Source organism: Citrobacter sp. Res13-Sevr-PEB04-36 (assembly GCF_015672735.1).
Classification (GTDB): domain Bacteria; phylum Pseudomonadota; class Gammaproteobacteria; order Enterobacterales; family Enterobacteriaceae; genus Citrobacter.
Map to the genome: position 1 here is coordinate 37695 of NZ_JADABY010000025.1, position 24417 is coordinate 62111.

Annotated in this window: 18 protein-coding genes; 13 read left to right on the forward strand and 5 right to left on the reverse strand. The window is 53.4% G+C overall.

What is annotated here, in order from left to right; translation table 11 throughout:
* Complete coding sequence (fdnG, locus tag IMQ48_RS07255; RefSeq protein ID WP_196208483.1) at nucleotides 1–3048, reverse strand: formate dehydrogenase-N subunit alpha; 3048 nt, start codon at nucleotides 3046–3048, stop codon at nucleotides 1–3.
* A 288-nt stretch (nucleotides 3049–3336) separates the two neighbouring features.
* Here fdnG and yddG point away from each other — a divergent pair, with 288 nt between their 5' ends.
* The 3 genes from yddG to IMQ48_RS07270 all read left to right on the forward strand — a co-directional run bounded on the left by yddG (nucleotide 3337) and on the right by IMQ48_RS07270 (nucleotide 6285).
* Nucleotides 3337–4218, forward strand: a complete 882-nt coding sequence (gene yddG, locus IMQ48_RS07260) for an aromatic amino acid efflux DMT transporter YddG (RefSeq protein WP_196208484.1) — start codon at nucleotides 3337–3339, stop codon at nucleotides 4216–4218.
* A gap of 460 nt (nucleotides 4219–4678) precedes the next feature.
* Complete coding sequence (gene ompD / locus IMQ48_RS07265; RefSeq protein WP_196208485.1) at nucleotides 4679–5761, forward strand: porin OmpD; 1083 nt, start codon at nucleotides 4679–4681, stop codon at nucleotides 5759–5761.
* 143 nt (nucleotides 5762–5904) lie between these two features.
* The gene (locus IMQ48_RS07270) at nucleotides 5905–6285 is read left to right on the forward strand and encodes a GFA family protein (RefSeq protein ID WP_196208570.1); all 381 of its coding nucleotides are present in this window, start codon (nucleotides 5905–5907) and stop codon (nucleotides 6283–6285) included.
* Here the strand turns inward: IMQ48_RS07270 and IMQ48_RS07275 are convergent, their stop codons facing one another.
* On the reverse strand, nucleotides 6286–7773 hold the full coding sequence (locus IMQ48_RS07275; protein ID WP_196208486.1) for an MFS transporter: 1488 nt from the start codon (nucleotides 7771–7773) through the stop codon (nucleotides 6286–6288).
* 116 nt (nucleotides 7774–7889) lie between these two features.
* Here IMQ48_RS07275 and IMQ48_RS07280 point away from each other — a divergent pair, with 116 nt between their 5' ends.
* The 7 genes from IMQ48_RS07280 to IMQ48_RS07310 all read left to right on the forward strand — a co-directional run bounded on the left by IMQ48_RS07280 (nucleotide 7890) and on the right by IMQ48_RS07310 (nucleotide 17787).
* Nucleotides 7890–8468 carry a TetR family transcriptional regulator gene (locus IMQ48_RS07280; RefSeq protein ID WP_196208487.1) on the forward strand — a complete coding sequence of 193 codons (579 nt, stop codon included), beginning with the start codon at nucleotides 7890–7892 and terminating at the stop codon, nucleotides 8466–8468.
* Nucleotides 8469–8675: 207 nt separating this feature from the next.
* Complete coding sequence (locus tag IMQ48_RS07285) at nucleotides 8676–10061, forward strand: NarK family nitrate/nitrite MFS transporter (protein ID WP_196208488.1); 1386 nt, start codon at nucleotides 8676–8678, stop codon at nucleotides 10059–10061.
* A gap of 55 nt (nucleotides 10062–10116) precedes the next feature.
* Nucleotides 10117–13857 (forward strand): nitrate reductase subunit alpha, encoded by a 3741-nt coding sequence (locus IMQ48_RS07290; protein WP_196208489.1) that lies wholly within the window; start codon nucleotides 10117–10119, stop codon nucleotides 13855–13857.
* A complete protein-coding gene (narH, locus tag IMQ48_RS07295) occupies nucleotides 13854–15398 on the forward strand; it encodes a nitrate reductase subunit beta (RefSeq protein WP_115258480.1) in 1545 nt (514 codons plus the stop codon). Before IMQ48_RS07290 ends, narH begins: the two co-directional genes overlap by 4 nt.
* The gene (gene narW, locus IMQ48_RS07300; RefSeq protein ID WP_196208490.1) at nucleotides 15398–16093 is read left to right on the forward strand and encodes a nitrate reductase molybdenum cofactor assembly chaperone; all 696 of its coding nucleotides are present in this window, start codon (nucleotides 15398–15400) and stop codon (nucleotides 16091–16093) included. The genes narH and narW overlap by 1 nt, the downstream gene beginning before the upstream one ends.
* On the forward strand, nucleotides 16090–16770 hold the full coding sequence (gene narI / locus IMQ48_RS07305) for a respiratory nitrate reductase subunit gamma (RefSeq protein WP_096757016.1): 681 nt from the start codon (nucleotides 16090–16092) through the stop codon (nucleotides 16768–16770). The genes narW and narI overlap by 4 nt, the downstream gene beginning before the upstream one ends.
* A gap of 120 nt (nucleotides 16771–16890) precedes the next feature.
* Nucleotides 16891–17787: a PhzF family isomerase gene (locus IMQ48_RS07310; RefSeq protein ID WP_196208491.1), complete on the forward strand. Its 897-nt coding sequence runs from the start codon at nucleotides 16891–16893 to the stop codon at nucleotides 17785–17787.
* A gap of 51 nt (nucleotides 17788–17838) precedes the next feature.
* On the opposite strand, the gene nhoA is transcribed toward IMQ48_RS07310, so the two are convergent.
* Entirely contained in the window at nucleotides 17839–18684 is an 846-nt protein-coding gene (gene nhoA, locus IMQ48_RS07315; RefSeq protein ID WP_196208492.1) for an N-hydroxyarylamine O-acetyltransferase, read from the reverse strand.
* Nucleotides 18685–18841: 157 nt separating this feature from the next.
* Between nhoA and IMQ48_RS07320 the strand changes: the two genes are divergently transcribed.
* Both IMQ48_RS07320 and IMQ48_RS07325 read left to right on the forward strand, forming a co-directional pair.
* The gene (locus tag IMQ48_RS07320) at nucleotides 18842–19414 is read left to right on the forward strand and encodes a flavin reductase family protein (protein ID WP_196208493.1); all 573 of its coding nucleotides are present in this window, start codon (nucleotides 18842–18844) and stop codon (nucleotides 19412–19414) included.
* A 209-nt stretch (nucleotides 19415–19623) separates the two neighbouring features.
* Nucleotides 19624–21600 carry an alkyl/aryl-sulfatase gene (locus IMQ48_RS07325; protein WP_196208494.1) on the forward strand — a complete coding sequence of 659 codons (1977 nt, stop codon included), beginning with the start codon at nucleotides 19624–19626 and terminating at the stop codon, nucleotides 21598–21600.
* Nucleotides 21601–21639: 39 nt separating this feature from the next.
* Here IMQ48_RS07325 and pptA read toward each other — a convergent pair whose 3' ends face one another.
* Together pptA and IMQ48_RS07335 are read right to left on the reverse strand one after the other, a co-directional pair.
* Nucleotides 21640–21867, reverse strand: coding sequence for a tautomerase PptA (pptA, locus tag IMQ48_RS07330; RefSeq protein WP_196208495.1), 228 nt, complete (start codon nucleotides 21865–21867; stop codon nucleotides 21640–21642).
* 22 nt (nucleotides 21868–21889) lie between these two features.
* Entirely contained in the window at nucleotides 21890–22825 is a 936-nt protein-coding gene (locus IMQ48_RS07335; protein WP_230326315.1) for a LacI family DNA-binding transcriptional regulator, read from the reverse strand.
* 388 nt (nucleotides 22826–23213) lie between these two features.
* Between IMQ48_RS07335 and IMQ48_RS07340 the strand changes: the two genes are divergently transcribed.
* Entirely contained in the window at nucleotides 23214–24410 is a 1197-nt protein-coding gene (locus IMQ48_RS07340; RefSeq protein ID WP_196208497.1) for an L-talarate/galactarate dehydratase, read from the forward strand.
* Nucleotides 24411–24417 lie beyond the last annotated feature (7 nt).

The following is a 24417-nucleotide window of genomic DNA, read 5'->3' on the forward strand; positions in this document are numbered from 1 at the left end:
TTACGCCTTCTCGATGTTAACTAAAAACGCTTTGTATTCCGGCGTTTGCGAGTTTGCATCACCGACATTTGGCGTCAGGGTGTTGGCGATAAAGCCTTTACGCGCGACTCCTTCAAAGCCCCAGTGAATCGGGATCCCCACCGTCTCAACCTGCTGACCGTTGACGTTCAGCGAGCGCAGACGACGTGTCACCACCGCAACCGCACGAATGAATCCGCGCTTGCTGCTGACTTTCACGTGATCGCCGTTGGCAATCCCTTTCGCCGCCGCCAGCGTTTCGCTGATTTCCACAAACTGCTCTGGCTGGGCAATCGCATTCAACAACGCGTGCTTGGTCCAGGTGTGGAAATGTTCGGTCAGACGATAGGTCGTCCCAACGTATGGGAAGTCTTTCTTGTTCCCCATACGTAACGCATCAGCCTCGTACACACGCGCTGCCGGGTTGGAGATGACGTTCGGGTGCAGCGGGTTGGTGCCCAGCGGCGTTTCCATCGGCTCGTAGTGTTCCGGGAACGGTCCTTCCGCCAGCTTATCGATGGCAAACAGACGACCCAGACCTTCCGGCTGCATGATAAACGGATTGGTCGCGCTGCCTGGTGCTGCGTTGTTGAAGTCCGGGATATCGTTCCCCGTCCACTTCGTCCCATTCCACTTGATCAGCATCCGCTTCGGATCCCACGGTTTACCCTGCGGATCCGCCGAAGCGCGGTTATACAGCACGCGACGGTTCAGTGGCCATGCCCATGCCCAACCCAGCGTATTCCCCAGCCCCGACGGGTCAGAGTTATCGCGGTTAGCCATCTGGTTGCCCTGTTCGGTCCAGCTACCGGTGTAAATCCAGCAGGAGGATGCCGTGGTGCCGTCATCACGCAGCAGCGCAAAGCTGTTCAGCAACTGACCTTTCTTCGCAATCAGCACGCCGTTGGCATCATAGAGATCTTCCAGCGCATAGCCGTTGTTCTCTTTCGCCACTTCCTCTGAGTGAGGCTCGTCCGGCTGCTTGTAGCTCCAGCTCATTTTCAGTATTGGCTCGACACCTTTACCACCTTCGGTGCGATACATATTGCGCAGACGATGGTAAATACCGGCCAAAATTTCGCCGTCATTACGCGCTTCACCCGGTGCATCCTGACCTTTCCAGTGCCACTGCAGCCAGCGTCCGGAGTTGGCAATTGAGCCGTCTTCTTCCGCAAAGCAGGTTGATGGCAGACGGAACACTTCGGTCTGGATAGTTGACGGATCGACATCGTTCGATTCGCCGTGGTTTTGCCAGAACGTTGAGGTTTCTGTCACCAGCGGATCGATAACCACCAGATACTTCAGTTTGCTCAGAGACTGCACCACTTTGTTTTTGTCCGGGAAGGACGCAACCGGGTTAAAGCCCTGACAGATGTAGCCGGTGACTTTCCCGCTATCCATCATGTTGAAGTATTTAATGACGTCGTAGGACTGATCCCACTTCGGCAGCCAGTTAAAGCCCCAGTCATTGTCTTTCTGCGCCGCATCGCCGTAGAAAGATTTCATCAGACTAACGAAGAACTTAGGATAGTTACCCCAGTAGTTCACCTGATCGGCCAGCGTTGCTTTTGGCGTATTCGCCGTCAGATACGTTTGCAGATCGGTCTGTTTCTCAGATGGCAGCGTCAGATAACCCGGCAGGCTGGTAGACAGCAGACCTAAGTCGGTTAACCCCTGAATGTTGGAGTGACCGCGCAAAGCGTTGACACCGCCACCGGCCATCCCCATGTTACCCAGCAGCAACTGGATCATCGCCATGGTACGGATGTTCTGTGCGCCCACGGTATGCTGAGTCCAGCCCAGTGCATACAGGAAGGTGGTGGTACGATCGGCTGCGCTGGTGGAGGCCAGTACTTCACATACTTTCAGGAAGTCGGCTTTTGGCGTACCGCAAATGTTTTCCACCACGTCCGGCGTATAGCGGGAAACGTGCTGTTTCAGCAAGTTCCAGACGCAGCGCGGATGGGACAGGGTTTCATCGCGTTTGGCGTAGCCGTTTTCATCGAACTGGTAGTTCCACGACGATTTATCGTATTGACGTTTTTCTGCGTCGTAGCCGCTGAACAGGCCATCTTCGAAAGCAAAATCATCCCGCACCAGCAGGCTGGCGTTGGTGTAGTGCTTAACGTATTCAGCGTTAATTTTGTTGTTTTCAATCAGGTACAGCAGCACACCGGAAAGGAACGTAATGTCCGTACCGGAACGAATCGGCGCGTAAATATCCGCGACGGAGGCTGTACGTGTAAAACGAGGGTCGACAACAATCAGCGTGGCATCATTGTTGTTCTTGGCTTCCATCGCCCAGCGGAATCCCACCGGATGTGCTTCAGCGGCGTTACCGCCCATCACCATCACGACGTTAGCGTTTTTGATATCAACCCAGTGGTTGGTCATCGCACCGCGACCAAATGTTGGAGCAAGACTTGCTACCGTTGGTCCGTGTCAGACGCGCGCCTGGTTATCTACCGCCAGCATGCCGAGTGAGCGCACAAATTTTTGCGTCAGCATGCCGGTTTCATTACTTGCCGCAGATGCGCACAGCATCCCGGTTGAAAGCCAGCGGTTTACTGTTACGCCCTGCTCATTCTTCTCAATGAAGTTGGCGTCACGGTCGGCTTTCATTAATTTTGCAATGCGGGTGAATGCTTCATCCCAGCTAATGCGCTGCCATTTATCGGAACCCGGAGCGCGATATTCAGGATAACGTAAACGGTTTTCACTGTGTACGTAGTCCAGCAAACCTGCGCCTTTCGGACATAATGCCCCACGGCTCACCGGATGATCCGGATCCCCCTCGATATGGTAAATCGATTCTTTGGCGTTTTTTGCTCCATCACCCAGGCTATACATTAATAGCCCGCAACCTACGGAACAGTATGTGCAGGTGTTTCGGATCTCTTTCGCGCGAATCAGCTTGTAATTTCGCGCCTGAGCCAGTGCCATTTTGGGTGCAAAACCCAGTGCGGCTACTGTTGTTCCCGCCATACCGCCCGCGCAGATTTTAAAGAATTGTCTGCGGCTGACGTCCATTGCTTTCCTCTTTTTTGCAGGGATGCGTACACTGGCATCTTCTCGTTGCACTAAAGCGGCAGCTTGAAAGATGATGTGTACAACTTCGCGACGAAACTAACAGCTATACCCATAAATTTTTTGCGTCAAATCAATAACGAAACGGTTCCGCTACTAAATAGTGCAATTTGTTTAACCCGCATACCTACAAGGGGTTAAACAAAAGGTAATTCGTTAGCGTGTTACGACCTAAAGGTGCTATAAATTTCCGCTCCATTTTTTTGCCAGTACTATGGACAGACAAACAGAATGACAAAACAAAAAGCAACGTTGATTGGGCTTATCGCCATCCTACTCTGGAGCACCATGGTCGGGCTGATCCGTGGCGTCAGCGAAGGACTGGGGCCAGCAGGCGGCGCGGCCATGATCTTTTCTTTAAGCGGCCTGCTGCTGATATTCACCGTTGGTTTCCCGAATATCCGTCAGTTTCCTGTACGCTATCTCATCGCCGGTAGCGTACTGTTTGTCAGCTATGAAATATGTTTAGCGTTGGCCCTGGGCTATGCCGCCACCCGCCATCAGGCGATTGAGGTCGGCATGGTTAATTATCTCTGGCCCAGCCTGACCATTTTGTTTGCGATATTATTTAATGGCCAAAAAACAACCTGGCTGATCATCCCCGGATTAATCGTCGCATTAACCGGCGTTTGTTGGGTACTAGGCGGCGAGAATGGACTTAATCCAGATGAAATTATCAGTAATGTTGCCAGTAGCCCACTCAGCTATTTTCTCGCTTTTCTTGGCGCGTTTATCTGGGCAACTTATTGCACGGTGACTAACAAATATGCAAAAGGCTTTAACGGTATCACCGTATTCGTTTTACTGACGGCCACCAGTTTGTGGATTTATTATTTTTTCACGCCGCAACCTGAAATGGTGTTCAGCACACCGGTCACTATTAAATTGTTTACCGCGGCATTAACTTTAGGATTTGCCTATGCGGCGTGGAATATCGGCATCCTGCACGGGAATGTTACGGTTATGGCCGTTGGATCTTATTTCACCCCGGTCCTGTCTTCAGCGCTCGCCGCCATGCTGTTAAGCGCCCCGCTGTCGTTTTCGTTCTGGCAAGGTGCGCTGATGGTTTGCGCCGGCTCTTTGCTGTGCTGGCTGGCAACGCGCCGCGCCTGAAAAAAGACGCCGGGTTTAGCATTAAATCAAAACCCGGCTACACTGAAGTCAAATTAATGGATAATTATTGTTCATTCCACTTGCGCTTTATGTTTTATTTTGTTTAATTAAATGTTAAAAATATGATAATTAATTAACCTTTGAAAATATTGCATAGGTATCTATAACCCTCCGAATGTATATATTAAACAAGCGTAACTAACGCTAATTAAACCATAGTCACCACAATAGTCCCCTGTGTAAATATACCCATTCCGACAAGTAACATAATACGACTAATATAATCAGTTGTATTATGTAGATCTGGATCACACAACTTCAAATATTCTGCAATATTATGAAACTTATTATTGAACTCATACCTCAAGGTCATTTAAAAATAGTTCGCCATTGACGAACCCCTTCGTTTAGCAATGGTTTAGGAATCACACCAAGAAGAAAATTATAAGGATTATTTAGAATGAAACTTAAATTAGTTGCAGTGGCAGTGACTTCCCTGTTGGCAGCAGGTGCGGTAAACGCAGCTGAGGTATATAACAAAGACGGCAACAAACTGGATCTGTACGGTAAAGTTCACGCTCAGCATTACTTCTCTGACGACAACGGCAGCGATGGCGACAAAACTTACGCACGTATGGGCTTTAAAGGCGAAACTCAGATCAATGACCAACTGGTAGGTTTTGGCCAGTGGGAATATGAATTTAAAGGCAACCGTACCGAATCTACCGGTGGTTCAGACAGCGACAAAACCCGTCTGGCATTCGCTGGCCTGAAATTCGCTGAATACGGTTCTTTCGACTACGGCCGTAACTACGGCGTAGCCTACGACATCGGCGCATGGACCGACGTTCTGCCTGAGTTCGGTGGCGACACCTGGACCCAGACTGACGTATTCATGACTGGCCGTACTACTGGCGTTGCAACCTACCGTAACACTGACTTCTTCGGTCTGGTTGAAGGTCTGAACTTTGCTGCTCAGTACCAGGGCAAAAATGACCGTAGCGACGTTCAGGAAGCGAATGGCGACGGTTTTGGTCTGTCTACCACTTATGAGTACGAAGGCTTCGGCGTAGGTGCTACCTATGCGAAATCTGACCGTACTGACGCGCAGAACAACCATAACAGCATCTACAAAGCTAACGGTGAAAACGCAGAAGTATGGGCTGCAGGCCTGAAATATGATGCGAACAACATCTACCTGGCAACCACCTACTCCGAAACCCGCAACATGACCACTTATGGTTCAAAAGTTGCAGGTATCGCTGAGAAAGCACAGAACTTTGAAGCAGTGGCTCAGTACCAGTTCGACTTCGGTCTGCGTCCGTCCATCGCTTACCTGAAATCCAAAGGTAAAGACATTAATACTTATGGCGACCAGGATCTGGTTGAATACGTAGATCTGGGTGCGACCTACTACTTCAACAAAAACATGTCCACCTTCGTTGATTACAAAATCAACCTGCTGGACGACAATGCCTTCACCAATGCTGCCGGTGTAAGCACCGACAACATCGTTGCTGTTGGCCTGAACTACCAGTTCTAATTTTGTTGTAAGTGGAATACAAAGCCAGTCCTCTCCGGGCTGGCTTTTTCTCTTGAAGTAGACTCGGTCATAAGGAGTATGCCGTGCAGACGTTCACAGGTCGTTGTCTTTGCGGACAAAGTCATTTTACCGTTAACGTCGACATGCTTGATGTCTATGCCTGCCACTGCACGCTGTGCCAGAAGTGGTCTGGCGGCATCGCCATGTATCTGGAAGCCAGCGGTCATCCGCTGATGTCACCAGAATCTGCGGAACCTTCGCACTTCCCTTCGTCAACGCGCGGAGAGCGTTTCTTCTGTTCCGGTTGCGGATGCCCGCTGTGGTTTACGCTGACCGACAGCGAACGCTACTTTATACCGTGGACATTACTGGAACTTAACGAAGTAGACCGCCGCCGCCTGATTTTAGCGGCAGAGATCTACACCGAAACACAGCCTGCGTTCTGGAGACTGACGGGGCAATACGCTCGACTGAGTGGAAAAGAAGTCGAAGAGATGGATTACCCCTGCCATTTAGCCCACTAGTTATTGCCGTTTCACTTTTGCCAGACTGAACCACATTCCTACTGCCAGGACGATCAGCATGCTGCCCGCGCTGCTCAATGCCACGCTATGCGACCAGGTAAAGGCTTCTCTGGCTGCTGTTAATAGCGCATCGCTGAGTGACTGCGGGAGCGAGTGCGCCAGTTGCACGGCTTCCCCCATCGATGATGAGGCACGCTCAATCTCCTGCGGGTTAAGTCCTGCTGGCGGCACAATCGACGCGGAAAAACTGCGGCTCAGCAGTAATCCAAAAATCGCAATTCCCAGGCCCGCGCCCAGCTCGTAGGCCATGGTTTCGATGGCCCCGGCGGCGGCCGCTTTTTCTGCGGGTGCCGCCGCCATAATGGCCGCCGTGGAGGCTAACAGCGCGCTGGCGGCGCTGAAGCCCAACAGGGCCATTAATATCCAGGCCTGGATCTGCTGGGTGCTAAAATCGGTCATCGCCAGCCCGTAGAAGCTGACGGCACTCAGTGCCATGCCCGCCGTTGCTACGCAGCGTAATCCCAGACGCGACACCAACATCCCGGCAATTGGGCCGCTGAATCCACTGGCCAGCATCACCGGCAGCATAAAGAGACCAGCCTGATACGGTGTTAATCCGTGCACAAACTGCAGCTCCTGGGCCATCAACAGCTCAAAGCCTACCAGGGTTATCATCGCGGTCATCGCCATGACAACGCCGCTTAAGATAATGCGATGGGTAAACAGTCGCATATCAATCATCGGGCGCGATGCGGCAAGCTGGATGCGCACGAACTGCCCCAGCAGTAAAGCACCCACCAACAGCGTCAGCACAATCACGCCCGTGGCGATGTGTCCCTTCAGCGCCGTTTTCGCGCTATACACCAGCAGCAGAATGGCGACAATCAGCATAATCGCATGGCCGAAATTTAGTGACTGATCGCGACGACCGGCCTGGCGCGGAACAAAACGCGCGGTCAATGCCATCACCACTAACACAATCGGTACATTGATTAAAAATACAGATCCCCAATAGAAGTGCTCCAGCAGCATACCGCCAACCAGCGGACCAAATGCTGCCCCGCCGGAACCGACCGCCGCCCAGACGCCAAGCGCCATATTACGGTGGCGCTGTTCAGCAAAAGTCGCACGAATACCGGCCAGCGTCGCCGGGACGATCATCGCTGCACCAATTGCCAGCACGGCGCGCGTGGCGATCAGCCATCCGGCAGTATGAGCAAAAGCGGCGGCCAGCGATGCCATACCAAACAGGCCGCCACCCAACAGCAGCAGGCGTTTAAAGCCAATGCGATCGCCCAGTGCCCCCATCGGCAGCACCATCCCTGCCATCACCAGGGAATAAATATCAATGATCCACAGCAGCTCGTTACCACTGGCACCCAGCGTCATACTCAGCGTGGGCGCGGCAACGTGCAGCACCGTTGCATCAATCGCAACAGGGATGTAGACCAGCACAATAATCACTAACGTTAACCACTGACGAAACATAAAACTCCCTACAAAACTTAAACTGGACACATGTCCAGCTTTAACGATCCTACGGAAAATTGAACATATGTCCAACTTTTTGTTAGACTGCCTTCAACGTAGGTAGAGGGGGATGTATGAGTTATTTGAATCGGGATGAACGTCGGGAAGTGATCCTGCAGGCGGCAATGCGCGTCGCGCTGGAAGAAGGGTTTAGCGCCATGACGGTGCGACGCATTGCCACCGAGGCGAAAGTGGCGACAGGTCAACTGCATCATCATTTCACCTCTGCCGGCGAACTTAAGTCTCAGGCGTTTGTTCGTCTGATTCGTACCCTACTTGATGCGGAACAGGTCAGCGAAGGTGCCACATTCCGTGAGCAACTCCACGCTATGCTCGGCAGTGATGACGGTGGATTTGAGCCGTACATTAAACTCTGGCGTGAAGCGCAGATCCTGGCGGACAAAGATCCCGAAATCAAAAGCGCCTATTTGCTGACCATGCGCATGTGGCATGAAGAGACAACGGCGATCATTCTTCGCGGCCAGAAGGAAGGTGAATTTTTGGCCGAGCCGGATGCTGCCGACGTCGCCTGGCGCTTGATCGGACTGGTGTGTGGCCTCGATGGTATGTATGCGCTGGGGATGTCAGAAATGGCGGATCCGGCCTTTACGCGGCATCTGGATCGAATGATTCGTCTGGAGCTGTTTGGTTAATGTTATTGATACATTAATAATGTATCTTTTATATTTACAATTAGTAACACATAAGCAACGCTTAATTCTCCACTCACTCCGCACTACTGCGCTTTTTTATCTATCCTTTCATTCAATATTCTTAACGCTTTTCAATAATTTCTAATCAGGGCCAGTACGGCTCTGTATGCGTTTATTTCTTGAACGTCGTGCGCATGTGAGGATAATATGTCACCTTCAAATGAGAAAAATAATCGTTATCTTTTAACCGACTGGAAACCAGAAAATGCCGCCTTTTGGGAAAATAAAGGTAAGCATATCGCCCGAAGAAACCTCTGGATATCAGTCAGTTGTCTCCTTCTTGCTTTCTGCGTCTGGATGCTATTTAGCGCCGTAGCGGTAAACTTAAATAAAATTGGTTTTAATTTCACCACCGATCAACTCTTTTTATTAACCGCATTACCGTCCCTTTCTGGTGCAATATTACGCGTCCCCTACTCCTTTATGGTGCCTATATTTGGTGGCCGCCGTTGGACGGTTTTTAGCACCGCGATTCTTGTTATCCCTTGTCTGTGGCTCGGATTTGCGGTGCAAAATACGGCTACTCCGTTTGGCGTATTTATCATTATTGCGCTGATGTGTGGTTTTGCCGGTGCCAACTTTGCTTCCAGCATGGGCAATATCAGTTTCTTCTTCCCAAAAGCAAAGCAAGGCAGCGCGCTCGGCGTTAACGGCGGCCTCGGTAATCTGGGCGTCAGCGTGATGCAATTGATCGCCCCGCTGGTGATTTTTCTGCCCATTTTTACCTTCCTCGGTGTCCAGGGTGTGCCACAACCCGATGGTTCGTTACTGTCGCTAACCAACGCCGCCTGGATTTGGGTACCGTTGCTGCTGCTCTCCACTCTGGCTGCGGGCATCGGCATGAACGATATCGCCAGTTCCAAAGCCTCTATCGCCTCGCAGCTGCCGGTGCTGAAGCGTTTTCATCTGTGGCTGCTAAGCCTGCTGTATCTCGCCACCTTCGGTTCATTTATCGGTTTTTCCGCCGGGTTTGCCATGCTGGCCAAAACCCAGTTTCCTGACGTGAATATTCTGCAACTGGCGTTCTTTGGGCCGTTTATCGGTGCTCTGGCGCGCTCGGCGGGTGGCGTTATCTCCGACAAGTTCGGCGGTGTGCGGGTGACATTAATCAACTTTATGTTTATGGCGCTGTTTAGCGGCCTGCTGTTCCTCACCTTGCCGGGTTCTGGTTCGGGAAACTTCACCGCCTTCTATCTGGTGTTTATGGGACTGTTCCTGACCGCCGGTCTGGGCAGCGGCTCAACCTTCCAGATGATTGCGGTGATCTTTCGCAAAATCACGATTTACCGCGTGAAGCTGCACGGTGGTACGGAAGAACAGGCCCAGCGTGAAGCGGTAACTGACACAGCAGCAGCCCTCGGTTTTATCTCGGCCATCGGTGCGGTGGGCGGTTTCTTTATCCCGAAAGCGTTCGGTACATCTCTGGCACTGACCGGTTCGCCTGTCGGCGCAATGAAAATATTTTTAGTGTTTTACATTGTCTGCGTGCTGGTGACCTGGCTGGTCTATGGCCGCAAATCGCAAAAAAAATAACAACTATTTGGCCTGCAGAACGTAGGCAGCATCCATTAGGAGCAGGAGAAATGTCATGAGTAAACTGTTGGATCGCTTTCGCTATTTTAAACAAAAGGGCGACACGTTTGCCGACGGGCATGGGCAAGTGATGCACACCAACCGGGACTGGGAAGACAGCTATCGTCAGCGCTGGCAGTTCGATAAAATTGTCCGTTCGACCCACGGGGTCAACTGTACCGGCTCATGCAGCTGGAAAATCTACGTTAAAAACGGTCTGGTCACCTGGGAAACCCAGCAAACTGACTATCCGCGCACCCGCCCTGACCTGCCTAATCATGAACCCCGCGGATGTCCGCGTGGTGCCAGCTACTCCTGGTATCTTTACAGTGCCAACCGCCTGAAATATCCGCTGGTGCGTAAACGCCTGATCGAACTGTGGCGCGACGCCCTTTCCCGCCAGCCCGACCCGGTGCTGGCGTGGGAATCTATTATGCACGATCCGCAAAAGTGCCAGAGCTACAAACAGGTACGCGGACGCGGCGGATTTATCCGTTCCAACTGGAAGGAGTTAAATCAGCTGATCGCCGCCGCCAACGTCTGGACGGTGAAAACCTACGGCCCGGATCGCGTGACCGGATTCTCCCCCATCCCCGCCATGTCGATGGTTTCCTACGCGGCGGGAACACGCTATCTCTCGTTGATTGGCGGCACCTGCCTGAGCTTCTATGACTGGTACTGTGACTTGCCTCCGGCCTCACCTATGACCTGGGGCGAGCAGACTGACGTGCCGGAATCCGCCGACTGGTATAACTCCAGCTATATCATTGCCTGGGGTTCTAACGTTCCGCAGACCCGTACGCCAGATGCTCACTTCTTTACCGAAGTCCGCTATAAAGGCACCAAGACCATCGCCATTACACCGGACTACTCGGAAGTTGCCAAGCTGTGCGATCAGTGGCTGGCACCGAAGCAAGGCACTGACAGCGCGCTGGCGATGGCCATGGGGCACGTTATCCTCAAAGAATTCCACCTTGATAAGCCCAGCGACTACTTCATCAACTATTGCCGCCGTTATACCGACATGCCGATGCTGGTGCTGCTGGATGCCCGTGAAGACGGTAGCTTTGTACCAGGACGGATGATGCGTGCCTCTGACCTCGTCGACGGACTGGGGGAAAGCAACAATCCTGAATGGAAAACGGTCGCGTTCAACAGCGCCGGTGAACTGGTGGTGCCGAACGGCTCTATCGGTTTTCGCTGGGGCGAAAAAGGCAAATGGAACCTCGAATCGCTGGCAGCCGGCACGGAAACCGAACTGTCCCTGTCGTTACTCGGTCAGCATGATGAGGTGGCGGGTGTGGCGTTCCCCTATTTTGGTGGTAACGAAAATCCGCATTTTCGCAGCGTGAAGCAGGAGCCGGTACTGGTGCGTAAACTGCCGGTTAAGCACCTTACCCTCGCTGATGGCCGCCGTTGTCCGGTGGTCAGCGTGTACGATTTAGTGCTGGCGAACTACGGGCTCGATCGCGGACTTGATGATGACCTCGCGGCCCATGATTACAGTGAGATTAAAGCCTACACCCCGGCCTGGGGCGAACAAATCACCGGCGTGCCTCGCCGTCATATCGAACAAATTGCCCGTGAATTTGCCGATACCGCGCACAAAACCCATGGTCGCTCGATGATCATCCTCGGGGCGGGCGTCAACCACTGGTACCACATGGACATGAACTACCGTGGGATGATTAACATCCTGGTGTTCTGTGGTTGTGTCGGCCAAAGCGGCGGCGGCTGGGCGCACTATGTCGGACAGGAAAAACTGCGCCCACAGACCGGCTGGTTACCGTTGGCCTTTGCGCTGGACTGGAACCGCCCTCCGCGTCAGATGAACAGCACCTCGTTTTTCTACAACCACTCCAGCCAGTGGCGCTATGAAAAAGTCACCGCCCAGGAGTTACTCTCTCCGCTGGCCGACGCGTCGAAATTTACCGGACATCTGATCGATTTCAACGTCCGAGCCGAGCGTATGGGCTGGCTGCCTTCTGCCCCACAGCTCAACCTGAACCCATTGACCGTTAAATCAAGGGCGGAACAGGCGGGATTGTCTCCAGCGGAATACACTGCGCAGGCACTGAAGTCTGGTGATATCCGCATGGCCTGTGAGCAACCGGACAACGGCAGTAACCACCCGCGTAACCTGTTTGTCTGGCGTTCGAACTTGCTTGGCTCCTCCGGCAAAGGGCATGAATACATGCTCAAGTATTTGCTGGGTACCGAAAGCGGTATTCAGGGTGAAGCGTTGGGCGAAAGTGATGGTATTAAACCTGAAGAGGTGGAATGGCAAACGGCGGCCATCGAAGGCAAACTTGACCTGCTGGTCACGCTTGATTTCCGTATGTCCAGCACCTGCCTGTTCTCCGATATCGTGTTGCCGACCGCCACCTGGTATGAAAAAGACGACATGAATACCTCGGATATGCATCCGTTTATTCACCCACTGTCTGCGGCGGTTGATCCGGCCTGGGAATCCAAAAGCGACTGGGAGATTTACAAGGGCATTGCCAAAGTGTTCTCCGAGGTCTGCGTGGGGCATCTGGGCCAGGAAACCGATGTGGTGCTGCAACCGCTCCAGCATGACTCTCCGGCAGAGTTGTCGCAGCCGTTTGATATTCAGGACTGGCGCAAGGGTGAATGTGACTTCATTGCCGGTAAAACGGCACCCAATATAACCGTTGTGGAACGCGACTACCCCGCCACTTACGAACGCTTCACCTCACTCGGTCCACTAATGGATAAACTGGGTAACGGCGGGAAAGGCATTTCGTGGAATACCCAAGCTGAAGTCGATTTCCTCGGTAAGCTGAACTACACCAAACGTGAAGGCCCGGCGAAAGGCCGACCGCTAATCGACACCGCGCTGGACGCCTCTGAAGTGATCCTCGCGCTGGCGCCGGAAACCAACGGTCAGGTGGCGGTGAAAGCCTGGCAAGCGCTGGGGGCGATGACCGGGCGTGACCACACGCATCTGGCCCTGAACAAAGAAGACGAGAAGATTCGTTTTCGCGACATTCAGGCACAGCCGCGCAAAATCATCTCCAGCCCAACCTGGTCAGGTCTTGAAAGCGAGCATGTCTCCTACAACGCTGGCTATACCAACGTACACGAACTGATCCCATGGCGCACCCTATCCGGTCGCCAGCAGCTGTATCAGGATCACGCGTGGATGCGTGCCTTTGGCGAAAGCCTGGTGGCTTATCGACCGCCAATTGATACCCGTAGCGTGACGGAAATGCGTGAGGTTCCCCCGAACGGCTTCCCGGAAAAAGCGCTGAACTTCCTGACTCCGCACCAGAAATGGGGCATTCACTCCACGTACAGCGAAAACCTGCTGATGCTGACATTGTCTCGCGGTGGGCCGATTGTCTGGATCAGTGAAACCGACGCCAAAGAGCTGGGGATCGAGGATAACGACTGGATCGAAGCCTTCAATGCCAACGGCGCGTTGACCGCCCGTGCGGTGGTCAGCCAGCGTGTGCCGCCGGGAATGACCATGATGTACCACGCGCAGGAGCGAATCATGAATATCCCCGGTTCTGAAGTTACCGGTATGCGCGGTGGTATTCACAACTCAGTGACCCGCGTGTGTCCGAAACCGACCCACATGATTGGCGGCTATGCACAGCTATCCTACAGCTTTAACTACTACGGCACCGTCGGCTCTAACCGCGATGAGTTCATCATGATTAGAAAAATGAAAAATATTGACTGGCTGGATGATGAAGGTCGCGATCAGGTACAGGAGGCGAAAAAATGAAAATACGCTCACAGGTAGGCATGGTTCTTAATCTGGATAAGTGCATCGGCTGCCACACCTGCTCCGTCACCTGTAAAAACGTCTGGACCGGACGTGAAGGTATGGAATACGCATGGTTTAACAACGTCGAAACCAAACCGGGGATTGGTTACCCCAAAAACTGGGAAGATCAGGAAGAATGGCAAGGCGGCTGGGTTCGCGACGTTAACGGTAAAATCAGACCGCGCCTGGGCGGTAAGATGGGCGTGATCACCAAAATCTTTGCCAACCCGGTGATCCCGCAAATCGATGATTACTACGAGCCGTTCACCTACGATTACCAGCATCTGCATAGCGCACCGGAAGGCAAACATCAGCCCACCGCCCGTCCGCGTTCGCTAATTGATGGCAAACGGATGGACAAGATTATCTGGGGGCCAAACTGGGAGGAACTGCTCGGCGGCGAGTTTTCTAAACGCGCGCGCGACCGTAACTTCGAAAAGATGCAAAAGGAGATGTACGGCCAGTTCGAAAACACCTTCATGATGTATCTGCCGCGCCTGTGTGAACACTGCCTGAACCCAAGTTGTGTGGCGACCTGCCCGAGTGGTGCCATCTACAAGCGTGAAGAAGACGGCATCGTATTGATTGACCAGGATAAATGCCGCGGCTGGCGTTTATGTATCAGCGGTTGCCCGTATAAGAAAATCTACTTTAACTGGAAGAGCGGCAAGTCGGAAAAATGTATTTTCTGCTATCCGCGCATTGAATCCGGCCAGCCGACGGTGTGTTCAGAAACCTGCGTCGGGCGCATTCGCTATCTCGGCGTCCTGTTGTACGACGCCGACCGCATCGAAGAAGCGGCCAGCACCGAGCATGAAACCGATCTCTACGAGCGCCAGTGTGATGTGTTCCTCAACCCGAACGATCCGGCGGTGATTGAAGAAGCGCTGAAACAGGGTATTCCGCAAAACGTGATTGACGCCGCCCAGCGCTCGCCGGTCTATAAAATGGCAATGGACTGGAAGCTGGCGCTGCCGCTGCATCCGGAGTATCGCACCCTGCCAATGGTCTGGTACGTACCGCCGTTGTCACCGATTCAGTCAATCGCCGACGCCGGTGGCCTGCCGCACAATGGCAATATTCTGCCTGCGGTAGAATCGCTGCGCATTCCGGTGCAGTACCTCGCCAACATGCTCAGTGCGGGTGATACCGGCCCGGTACTGCGTGCGCTGAAACGTATGATGGCGATGCGCCACTATATGCGCTCGCAAACCGTCGAAGGCGTCACCGATACCCGCGCCATCGACGAAGTCGGATTGAGCGTGGAACAGGTTGAAGAGATGTATCGCTATCTGGCGATTGCCAACTATGAAGACCGCTTCGTGATCCCAACCAGCCACCGCGAAATGGCCCGCGATGCCTTCCCGGAGAAAAACGGCTGCGGCTTTACCTTCGGCGATGGCTGCCACGGTTCCGACACCAAATTCAACCTGTTCAACAGCAGTCGCATTGATGCTATCGACATCACCGAAGTGCGCGATAAAGCGGAGGGTGAATAATGCAAATCCTCAAGATTATCGGGCTGCTGATGGAGTATCCGGACGAATTGCTGTGGGAATGTAAGGACGATGCACTGACGCTAGTCGCCAGTGATGCACCGATGCTGAGCGAATTCACCCGTGAGTTGTTAAATGCCCCGCTGCTGGATAAGCAGGCCGAATGGTGCGAGGTGTTTGACCGCGGTCGCGCCACCTCGCTGCTGTTGTTTGAACACGTTCATGCGGAATCACGCGACCGCGGTCAGGCGATGGTCGACCTGCTGGCGCAGTACGAAAAGGTCGGGTTACAGCTCGCCTGCCGTGAGCTGCCGGATCACCTGCCGTTGTATCTGGAGTATTTGAGCGTGCTGCCGGAGGCAGAGGCTAAAGAGGGATTGCAAAATGTCGCGCCGATCCTGGCGCTGCTTGGTGGGCGCTTGAAGCAGCGTGATACCCCATGGTATCAGCTGTTTGACGCCCTTCTCATGCTGGCGGGCAGTCCGCTTTCAAGTGACAGTGTCACGAAACAGGTCGGCGCAGAAACCCGGGACGATACCCGCCAGGCGCTCGACGCTGTATGGGAAGAGGAACAGGTGAAGTTCATTGAGGATAATGCCACCGCCTGTGACAGTTCACCGTTACAAAGCTACCAACGGCGCTTTAGCCAGGACGTGGCGCCACAGTATGTTGACGTCAGCTCGGGAGGCCCGAAATGATACAGTACCTGAACGTCTTTTTTTACGACATCTACCCGTATCTGTGCGGGACGGTGTTTATCCTCGGCAGTTGGCTACGCTACGACTACGGCCAGTACACCTGGCGCGCCTCCTCCAGCCAAATGCTGGACAAACGCGGCATGGTGCTGTGGTCAAACCTGTTCCACATTGGCATTTTGGGGATTTTCTTCGGCCATCTGTTCGGCATGCTAACCCCGCACTGGATGTACGCCTGGTTCCTGCCTATCGCAGTGAAGCAGCAAATGGCAATGATTGCGGGTGGGATTTGCGGCGTGCTGACGCTGGTCGGCGGCGCGGGTTTGCTGGTTCGTCGTCTGACGAATTCGCGTATTCGCGCGACATCCTCTACCGCTGATATTCTGATCCTGTGTGTTCTGCTGGTTCAGTGTATTCTCGGCCTGACCACTATTCCGTTCTCAGCACAACATCCGGACGGCAGTGAAATGCTGAAACTGGTGGGCTGGGCGCAGTCGGTGGTGACATTCCAGGGCGGCGCGTCCGCGCATCTGGACGGCGTGGCGCTAATTTTCCGCGTTCATCTGGTTCTGGGGATGACCATCTTCCTGCTGTTCCCGTTCACCCGTCTGGTCCACGTGTGGAGCGCGCCGGTCGAATATTTCACCCGTCGCAACCAGATAGTCCGTTCTCGCCGATAAACTCGCGTTACATTGCCGGGTCCGGCCTACAGAGAGATTCCGTAGGCCGGATAAGACGCAGGGCGTCGCCATCCGGCATTTTGCACGTTATGATGCTTCTCCACTCCAGGGAGAACGCCAATGAAACCACAGGTTTACCACGTCGATGCCTTTACTTCACACCCGTTTCGCGGCAATTCCGCAGGCGTTGTGCTGCATGCTGACGGATTGAGTGAGGCGCAGATGCAGCTGATTGCGCGTGAACTGCGTCATTCTGAAACCGCCTTTCTACTGACCAGCAGCGACAGTGACGTGCGTATTCGCTACTTCACGCCAACGGTCGAAGTACCTATCTGTGGGCACGCCACCGTCGCCGCGCACTATGTTCGCGCCAGCGTGCTTGGGCTGGGCAATACCACTGTCTGGCAGACGTCGTTGGCCGGGCGTCATCGCGTTGATATTCATGCTGAAGATAACGACTATCGCATCAGTCTGGAACAGGGTACGCCGACTGTTGAGCTACCGCTGGAGGGGGCCACGCGTGCGGCTATCATCGCCGCCCTGCATCTGACCGAAGACGATATGCTGCCGGGACTGCCGATCCAGATTGCTTCTACCGGGCATTCGAAAGTGATGATCCCGCTGAAATCAGAGGTTGACCTCGATGCCCTGTCCCCGGACCTGTCGGCATTAACCGCACTCAGCCAGCATATTGGCTGCAACGGCTTCTTCCCGTTTCAGATCCGTCCAGGGGAAAACGCCACCGATGGCCGCATGTTTTCACCGGCGATTGGCATTGTGGAGGATCCGGTCACCGGCAATGCCAATGGTCCAATGGGCGCATGGCTGGTGCACCACAACCTGATGGCGCATGACGGAAAAACCTTGCATGTTCAGGGGCATCAGGGCCGCGCGCTGGGACGCGACGGCATTGTCGAGGTGACGGTGGCAATCCAGGACAATCAGCCGCAAAAAGTCACGATTTCCGGTGCGGCGGTGATCCTGTTTCATGCTGAATGGGCAATAAATTTTAATTGAGTCTGTAGGCCGGATAAGACGCATCGCGTCGCCATCCGGCAAATCATCACCCTATTTCCCCGCCTCCGGATGCGTATCAAACGCCGCCATCACCGTTGCCAGTTCCGCCTCGGTAAAGCCGTGTTTGACGTCATCAACCCCCAGACCAAAGCGGTCCTGTAACAGAGCATACAGGCTCGCGACGTCAGGTAAGTTTATCTGCTCTACCGCATGGCCCGCTTCATAGTGCGTAAAATGGAAGTTGGTCAGGGTCAGCTTACCGCCGTCTGGCAGATGACGACACATCAGCAGGTGATGGCGAAAATGCGACTGTGGCCAATGCGCGGACCAGAAGTTACCTATCAGATGATCGCTCTGATGCTGAGTGACCAGATCGAAGTGGTACATCGATTGCCAGTTCTGATGATGACGGAACTGCAGGATCCAGTCCTCGTCTTCCCGAATCAGCCGATATTCACCGTGCGGTGTCTGCTGTTCAATGTCGGCCTGCAGACGAATCGGCGCGGTCAGCGTTTGTCCACCAAAGCCGACATCGGCAATCCACGCTTCACCCTGCAATTCGACCAGTAACAGTCGATGCGTGCGCGGCGGCAAGCTGGGCGGATTTGCCAGCACCACCCGCCCAAGTAAACTGCGCACGGTAAAGCCAATCTCTCGCAGCGCGCGCTCAAATACCCCATTCTGCTCAAAGCAATAGCCGCCACGACGCGCACTCACCAGTTTCTCTTCCAGCGACTGATCGTCGAGTTGCATTTCTCGCGGCAGCAGCACATCGAGATTTTCAAACGGAATCGCACCGTTGTGCAGTAAATGCAGCGCCTGCAAAGTGTTAATGTTGACGTTGGCCGTACCTGACCAGCCAATACGGGAAAAATAAGCGGTTAAAAAAGGCGTCATACCGGATCCCTGTGCGTTGAATGTTGTACTTATAACGCATTTTTCATTTTCCGCCGTCGATTTTGTGCGCTCCCGCCGTATGCCGGGCGACAAAATCGCTAATCCCGTTAATATCTATATTAATTGTGTGCACTATCCACTCAACTGAGGATCCACCATGAGTCATTTTCGTCCGGTTGAATTACACCATGCCAGTCGACTGTTAAATCACGGTCCCACGGTTTTGATAACCAGCCGGGATGAAAATACGCAGCGGCGAAATGTGATGGCGGCAGCGTGGTCCATGCCCGTTGAGTTTGAACCGCCGCGTATTGCCATTGTGGTGGATAAGACAGCCTGGTCGCGCGAACTCATTGAACGTAGCGGCATGTTTGGCATTGTTATTCCCGGCGTGGCGGCAACTAACTGGACCTACGCGGTGGGCAGCGTTTCCGGTCGCGTGGAAGATAAATTTAACTGCTACGGTATTCCGGTAGTCAAAGGTCCAGTGCTGGGCTTACCGCTGATAGAGGCTAAATGCCTGGCGTGGATGGAGTGTCGCCTTCTGCCTGCGACATCCGCGCAAGAAAAGTATGACACCTTGTTCGGCCAGGTCGTTTCCGCCGCAGCGGATGATCGCGTCTTTGTCGACGGGCGCTGGCAGTTCGATGATGACAAACTCAACACCCTGCATCATCTCGGTGCGGGCACATTTATCACCAGCGGAAAACGCATTACTGCTGGTGAGTAATCGGAACGGATGACAGCCCTCCTGTCATCCACGTTTTTTTATTCTGCTTTTTTCTTAAAACTTCCAAAAAAAACAATTAGATAAAACAGCCTCCCTGACCTTGCTGATTCATTCATGTGGATTATAGTTAAGTTTGCTCTAATTCAAATATCTAACCAAAACGCTATCCGTAGACACCGCACTTCCTGAAGTCTCTGAGAGGATTTACGATGCAACTTAATAGAATCGCACAAAGTTTACTCCTGGCTGGGTTATTAACATCTTTTGCCGCCCCCGTTATGGCTGCTGAAGCGCCAAAAGACGCCACTGCCGCCACGCAACAGGCCAACAATGCGCTCTACAATCAACTACCGTTCTCCGATAACACCGACTTTACCGACGCCCATAAAGGTTTCATCGCCCCGATTCCTCAGGAGGTGATTAAAGGTGAGCAAGGTAACGTGGTGTGGAACCCGCAGCAGTACGCCTTTATTAAAGAAGGTGATAAATCACCGGATTCGGTCAACCCAAGCCTGTGGCGTCAGGCTCAGCTAATCAACATCAGCGGACTGTTTGAAGTGACGGATGGCGTCTACCAGATCCGTAACCTCGATTTGTCGAACATGACGATTATCGAAGGTAAAGAAGGCATCACCGTGGTTGATCCACTGGTCTCTGCTGAAACAGCTAAAGTAGGGATGGATCTTTACTTTAAAAACCGGGGTAACAAACCGGTTGTAGCGGTAATTTATACCCACAGCCACGTCGACCATTATGGCGGCGTACGCGGCGTTGTTGATGAAGCCGACGTGAAAGCGGGCAAGGTGAAGATTTATGCGCCAGCTGGCTTTATGGAAGCCGCGGTGGCGGAAAATATCATGGCCGGTAACGTCATGAGCCGTCGCGCCAGCTATATGTACGGTAACCTGCTAAAACCGGACGCCAAAGGCCAGGTCGGCGCGGGACTCGGCACCACCACCTCTGCGGGCACGGTTACTCTGATTGCACCCACCAATATCATTGAGAAAGATGGGCAAAAAGAAGTTATCGACGGTCTGACCTATGATTTCATGTTGGCACCAGGCTCTGAAGCCCCGTCGGAAATGCTGTGGTACATCGAAGAGAAAAAGCTGATTGAATCTGCCGAAGATGTCACCCATACCCTGCACAACACCTACTCGCTGCGCGGCGCTAAAATCCGTGAACCGCTGCCGTGGTCCAAATACATCAACGAAGCAATTGTACGTTGGGGTGATAAAGCGGAAATCCTGATGGCGCAGCACCACTGGCCAACCTGGGGTAACGACAAGGTCATGACGCTACTGAAAAGCCAGCGTGACTTGTACCGTTACATCAACGATCAAACGTTACGTATGGCCAACGAAGGTCTGACCCGTGACGAGATCGCCGCGAACTTTAAACTGCCGGACTCGCTGGCACATACCTGGGCCAACCGGGGCTACTATGGCTCTGTTAGCCACGATGTGAAAGCCACCTACGTGCTGTATCTCGGCTGGTTTGACGGCAACCCGGCCACGCTTGATGAATTGCCGCCGGAAGAAGCCGCGAAGAAATTCGTCGACTATATGGGCGGCGCCGATGCCATTTTGCAAAAAGCGAAGACTGACTATGACCAGGGTAACTACCGCTGGGTGGCGCAGGTCGTGAGCAAAGTGGTATTTGCAGATCCGAACAACCAGGCTGCACGTAATCTGGAAGCCGATGCGCTGGAACAGTTAGGCTACCAGGCTGAATCCGGGCCGTGGCGTAACTTCTACCTCACCGGTGCGCAAGAGTTGCGTAACGGCGTGGTTAAAGGGCCAACCCCGAATACCGCCAGCCCGGATACCGTCCGCGCTATGACGCCAGAAATGTTCTTTGACTATCTGGCGGTACATATTAATGGGCAGAAAGCGGGCGATGCGAAATCGGTATTCAACATCGACCTCGGTAGCGATGGCGGTAAATACAAGCTGGAGCTGGAAAACGGCGTGCTAAACCACACTGCCAATTCTGAAGCCAAAGACGCAGACGCAACTATCACGCTCAACCGTGACACGTTGAACAAAATCATCCTTAAGGAAGTGACGCTGAAACAGGCTGAACAGAGTGGCGATGTGAAGATAACCGGTGACGGCGCTAAACTTGATTCTATGCTGGGCTACATGGACAAATTCGAGTTCTGGTTCAATATCGTTACGCCTTAAACATAACGTACAACGGGCGGATTATCCGCCCGTTTTCTCTCACATACTGTAACCCGGCTTTTTAATCAGCGTATCCATGTGCGGTGCGATATCCCTATCCCACACGCCCTGCCACGCCTCTGGCTCAATTTCATTCAGCGCAACGCTTACCGAGCTGTCTTTGCTTTGCAAATGACGAATAATGACTTCGGTAATATCCGCTGCCAGCGCGGATTTTTGTTCGTCATTCAAATCGCGGGGGAAACATTTAATATCAACGTGCGGCATAGCAGGCTCCTTATTATTGTCTTTACGCGGACTCGCGTACGATAAGATGAAATCCGACATCGATAATATCGTCTACACGAGGAATGTGTTCAATTCTGTCGGCGAGCAGCGAGGCGGCCCGCTGCCCAATGGCGCGTCGGTCTACGCTGACGGTGGTAATTGCCGGACGATTGCTGGCGGCGAAATCAAGATCGCCAAACCCCACCACCGCTAAATCGTGCGGCACCGTCAAGCCTCGGCTTTCGGCCTCCATAATCGCCCCCTGCGCCAGGGTATCCGAGCTACAGACAATCACATCAAATTCGCTGGCGGCAAAAAGCTGCGTCAAGCCACTGCGTCCCAACGCCAGCGAAGCCGGAAGCGGCACATCCACCTGCGGCACCGTGGTAATGCCATGGCGACTCAACACATCACAGAGCCCGTGTTTACGCTGGCCGGCGCGGCGATCGGCGGTCCATAACAGGCCCGGGCGACGATAACCTTTTGCAAGGAGATACTCAGCCACCGCCTGCCCAACTTTTTCGTGCGAGAACCCCACCAGCATATCGATGGGGGTTGGCGTCAAATCCCAGATTTCCACCACCGGGATGGCGGCGTTGAGGATCACTTTTTTCAGCTCAGCGGTGTGGTGGATGCCAGTGAGCACCACGCCGTCCGGTCGACGAGAAAGCAGAGTTGCTACCAGCTCGGCTTCAGTTTGCTGCGTATACCCAGCCACGCACAGCAAGATGTGATACCCACGTTCAGCCAGTTCGTCGCTCAGCGACTGAATGGTATCGACAAACATATTGTTGTTAATTTGTGGGACCACCACCGCAATCAGTTTGCTACGTCGTGAGGCCAACCCCCCCGCCAGTGCGTTGGGAATATACCCGGTGGCGCGAACGGCCTGCATCACCTTTTCGACTGTTTTCGGGCGCACCAGCTGCGGGGTATTCAGCGCCCTGCTTACGGTCATTGGCGATAATCCCGCGGTGCGAGCAACATCTTCCAGCGTTGGTGCGCGCGGAGGTCTGGAATTTTTCACGGTTGATGCCTTTGTAAAAATCGCCGATGAAGCTGTGCATTATTCATCATGATTTCAGCCATTGCCAGCATCCCTGGCGCATAACGCAGAGAAAACAGCAGCTTAGTGAAATATCATTTTATAAAATGTTAGCGCCATCATAATGCTTTGTGCATTTTCACACAAAGCATTGGAATGTGATGCTGCTTATAACAATAGACCCTTTCATCTCAGCACTTGTGATCAATTGTTCAAATCAGAAGCAATTTACTGGCGTAATGATTGCGCCGCCATTAAAAATGTTAGCGCAATCATTTGATAACCATCAGGAGAGAACAACATGTCACTAAGTGCGAATTCCGATGCCGTAACTTATGCCAAAACGGCCAACGCAAAAACAGCAGCTGAAACAGGCGACCGTATTGAGTGGGTAAAACTGTCTCTGGCCTTTCTGCCGCTGGCAACGCCGGTCAGCGATGCTAAAGTGCTCACCGGTCGCCAGAAACCGTTAACTGAAGTCGCCATTATCATCGCTGAGATCCGTAGCCGTGACGGATTTGAAGGGGTGGGATTTAGCTACTCGAAGCGCGCAGGCGGTCAGGGTATTTATGCGCATGCCAAAGAGATCGCCGATAATCTGCTTGGCGAAGATCCGAACGATATAGACAAGATCTACACCAAGTTGCTGTGGGCCGGGGCTTCCGTTGGCCGCAGCGGGATGGCGGTCCAGGCCATCTCCCCTCTCGACATTGCCCTGTGGGATATGAAGGCCAAGCGCGCGGGTCTGCCGCTGGCAAAACTGCTGGGCGCACATCGCGACTCCGTTCAGTGCTATAACACCTCCGGAGGGTTCCTGCATACGCCGCTGGATCAGGTGCTCAAAAACGTGGTTATCTCCCGCGAAAACGGCATTGGCGGCATCAAACTGAAAGTCGGTCAGCCAAACTGCGCCGAGGATATTCGTCGCTTAACCGCGGTGCGTGAAGCGCTGGGCGATGACTTCCCGCTGATGGTTGACGCCAATCAGCAGTGGGATCGGGAAACCGCCATTCGCATGGGCCGCAAAATGGAACAGTTCAATCTGATCTGGATTGAAGAGCCGTTGGATGCCTATGACATTGAAGGCCACGCTCAGCTGGCCGCTGCGCTTGATACACCTATTGCAACCGGCGAAATGCTGACCAGCTTCCGCGAGCACGAGCAGTTGATCCTCGGTAACGCCAGCGACTTTGTGCAGCCCGACGCCCCACGCGTGGGCGGTATTTCGCCGTTCCTCAAAATTATGGACCTCGCGGCAAAACACGGGCGCAAGCTGGCTCCGCACTTTGCCATGGAAGTGCACCTGCATCTTTCCGCCGCCTACCCACTCGAACCGTGGCTGGAGCATTTTGAATGGCTGAACCCGTTATTCAATGAACAGCTGGAACTGCGCGATGGTCGGATGTGGGTTTCAGATCGCCATGGTCTGGGCTTCAGCATGAGCGAACAGGCACGCCGCTGGACGCAGTTAAGCTGTGAGTTTGGCAAGCGCCCTTAACGTATCT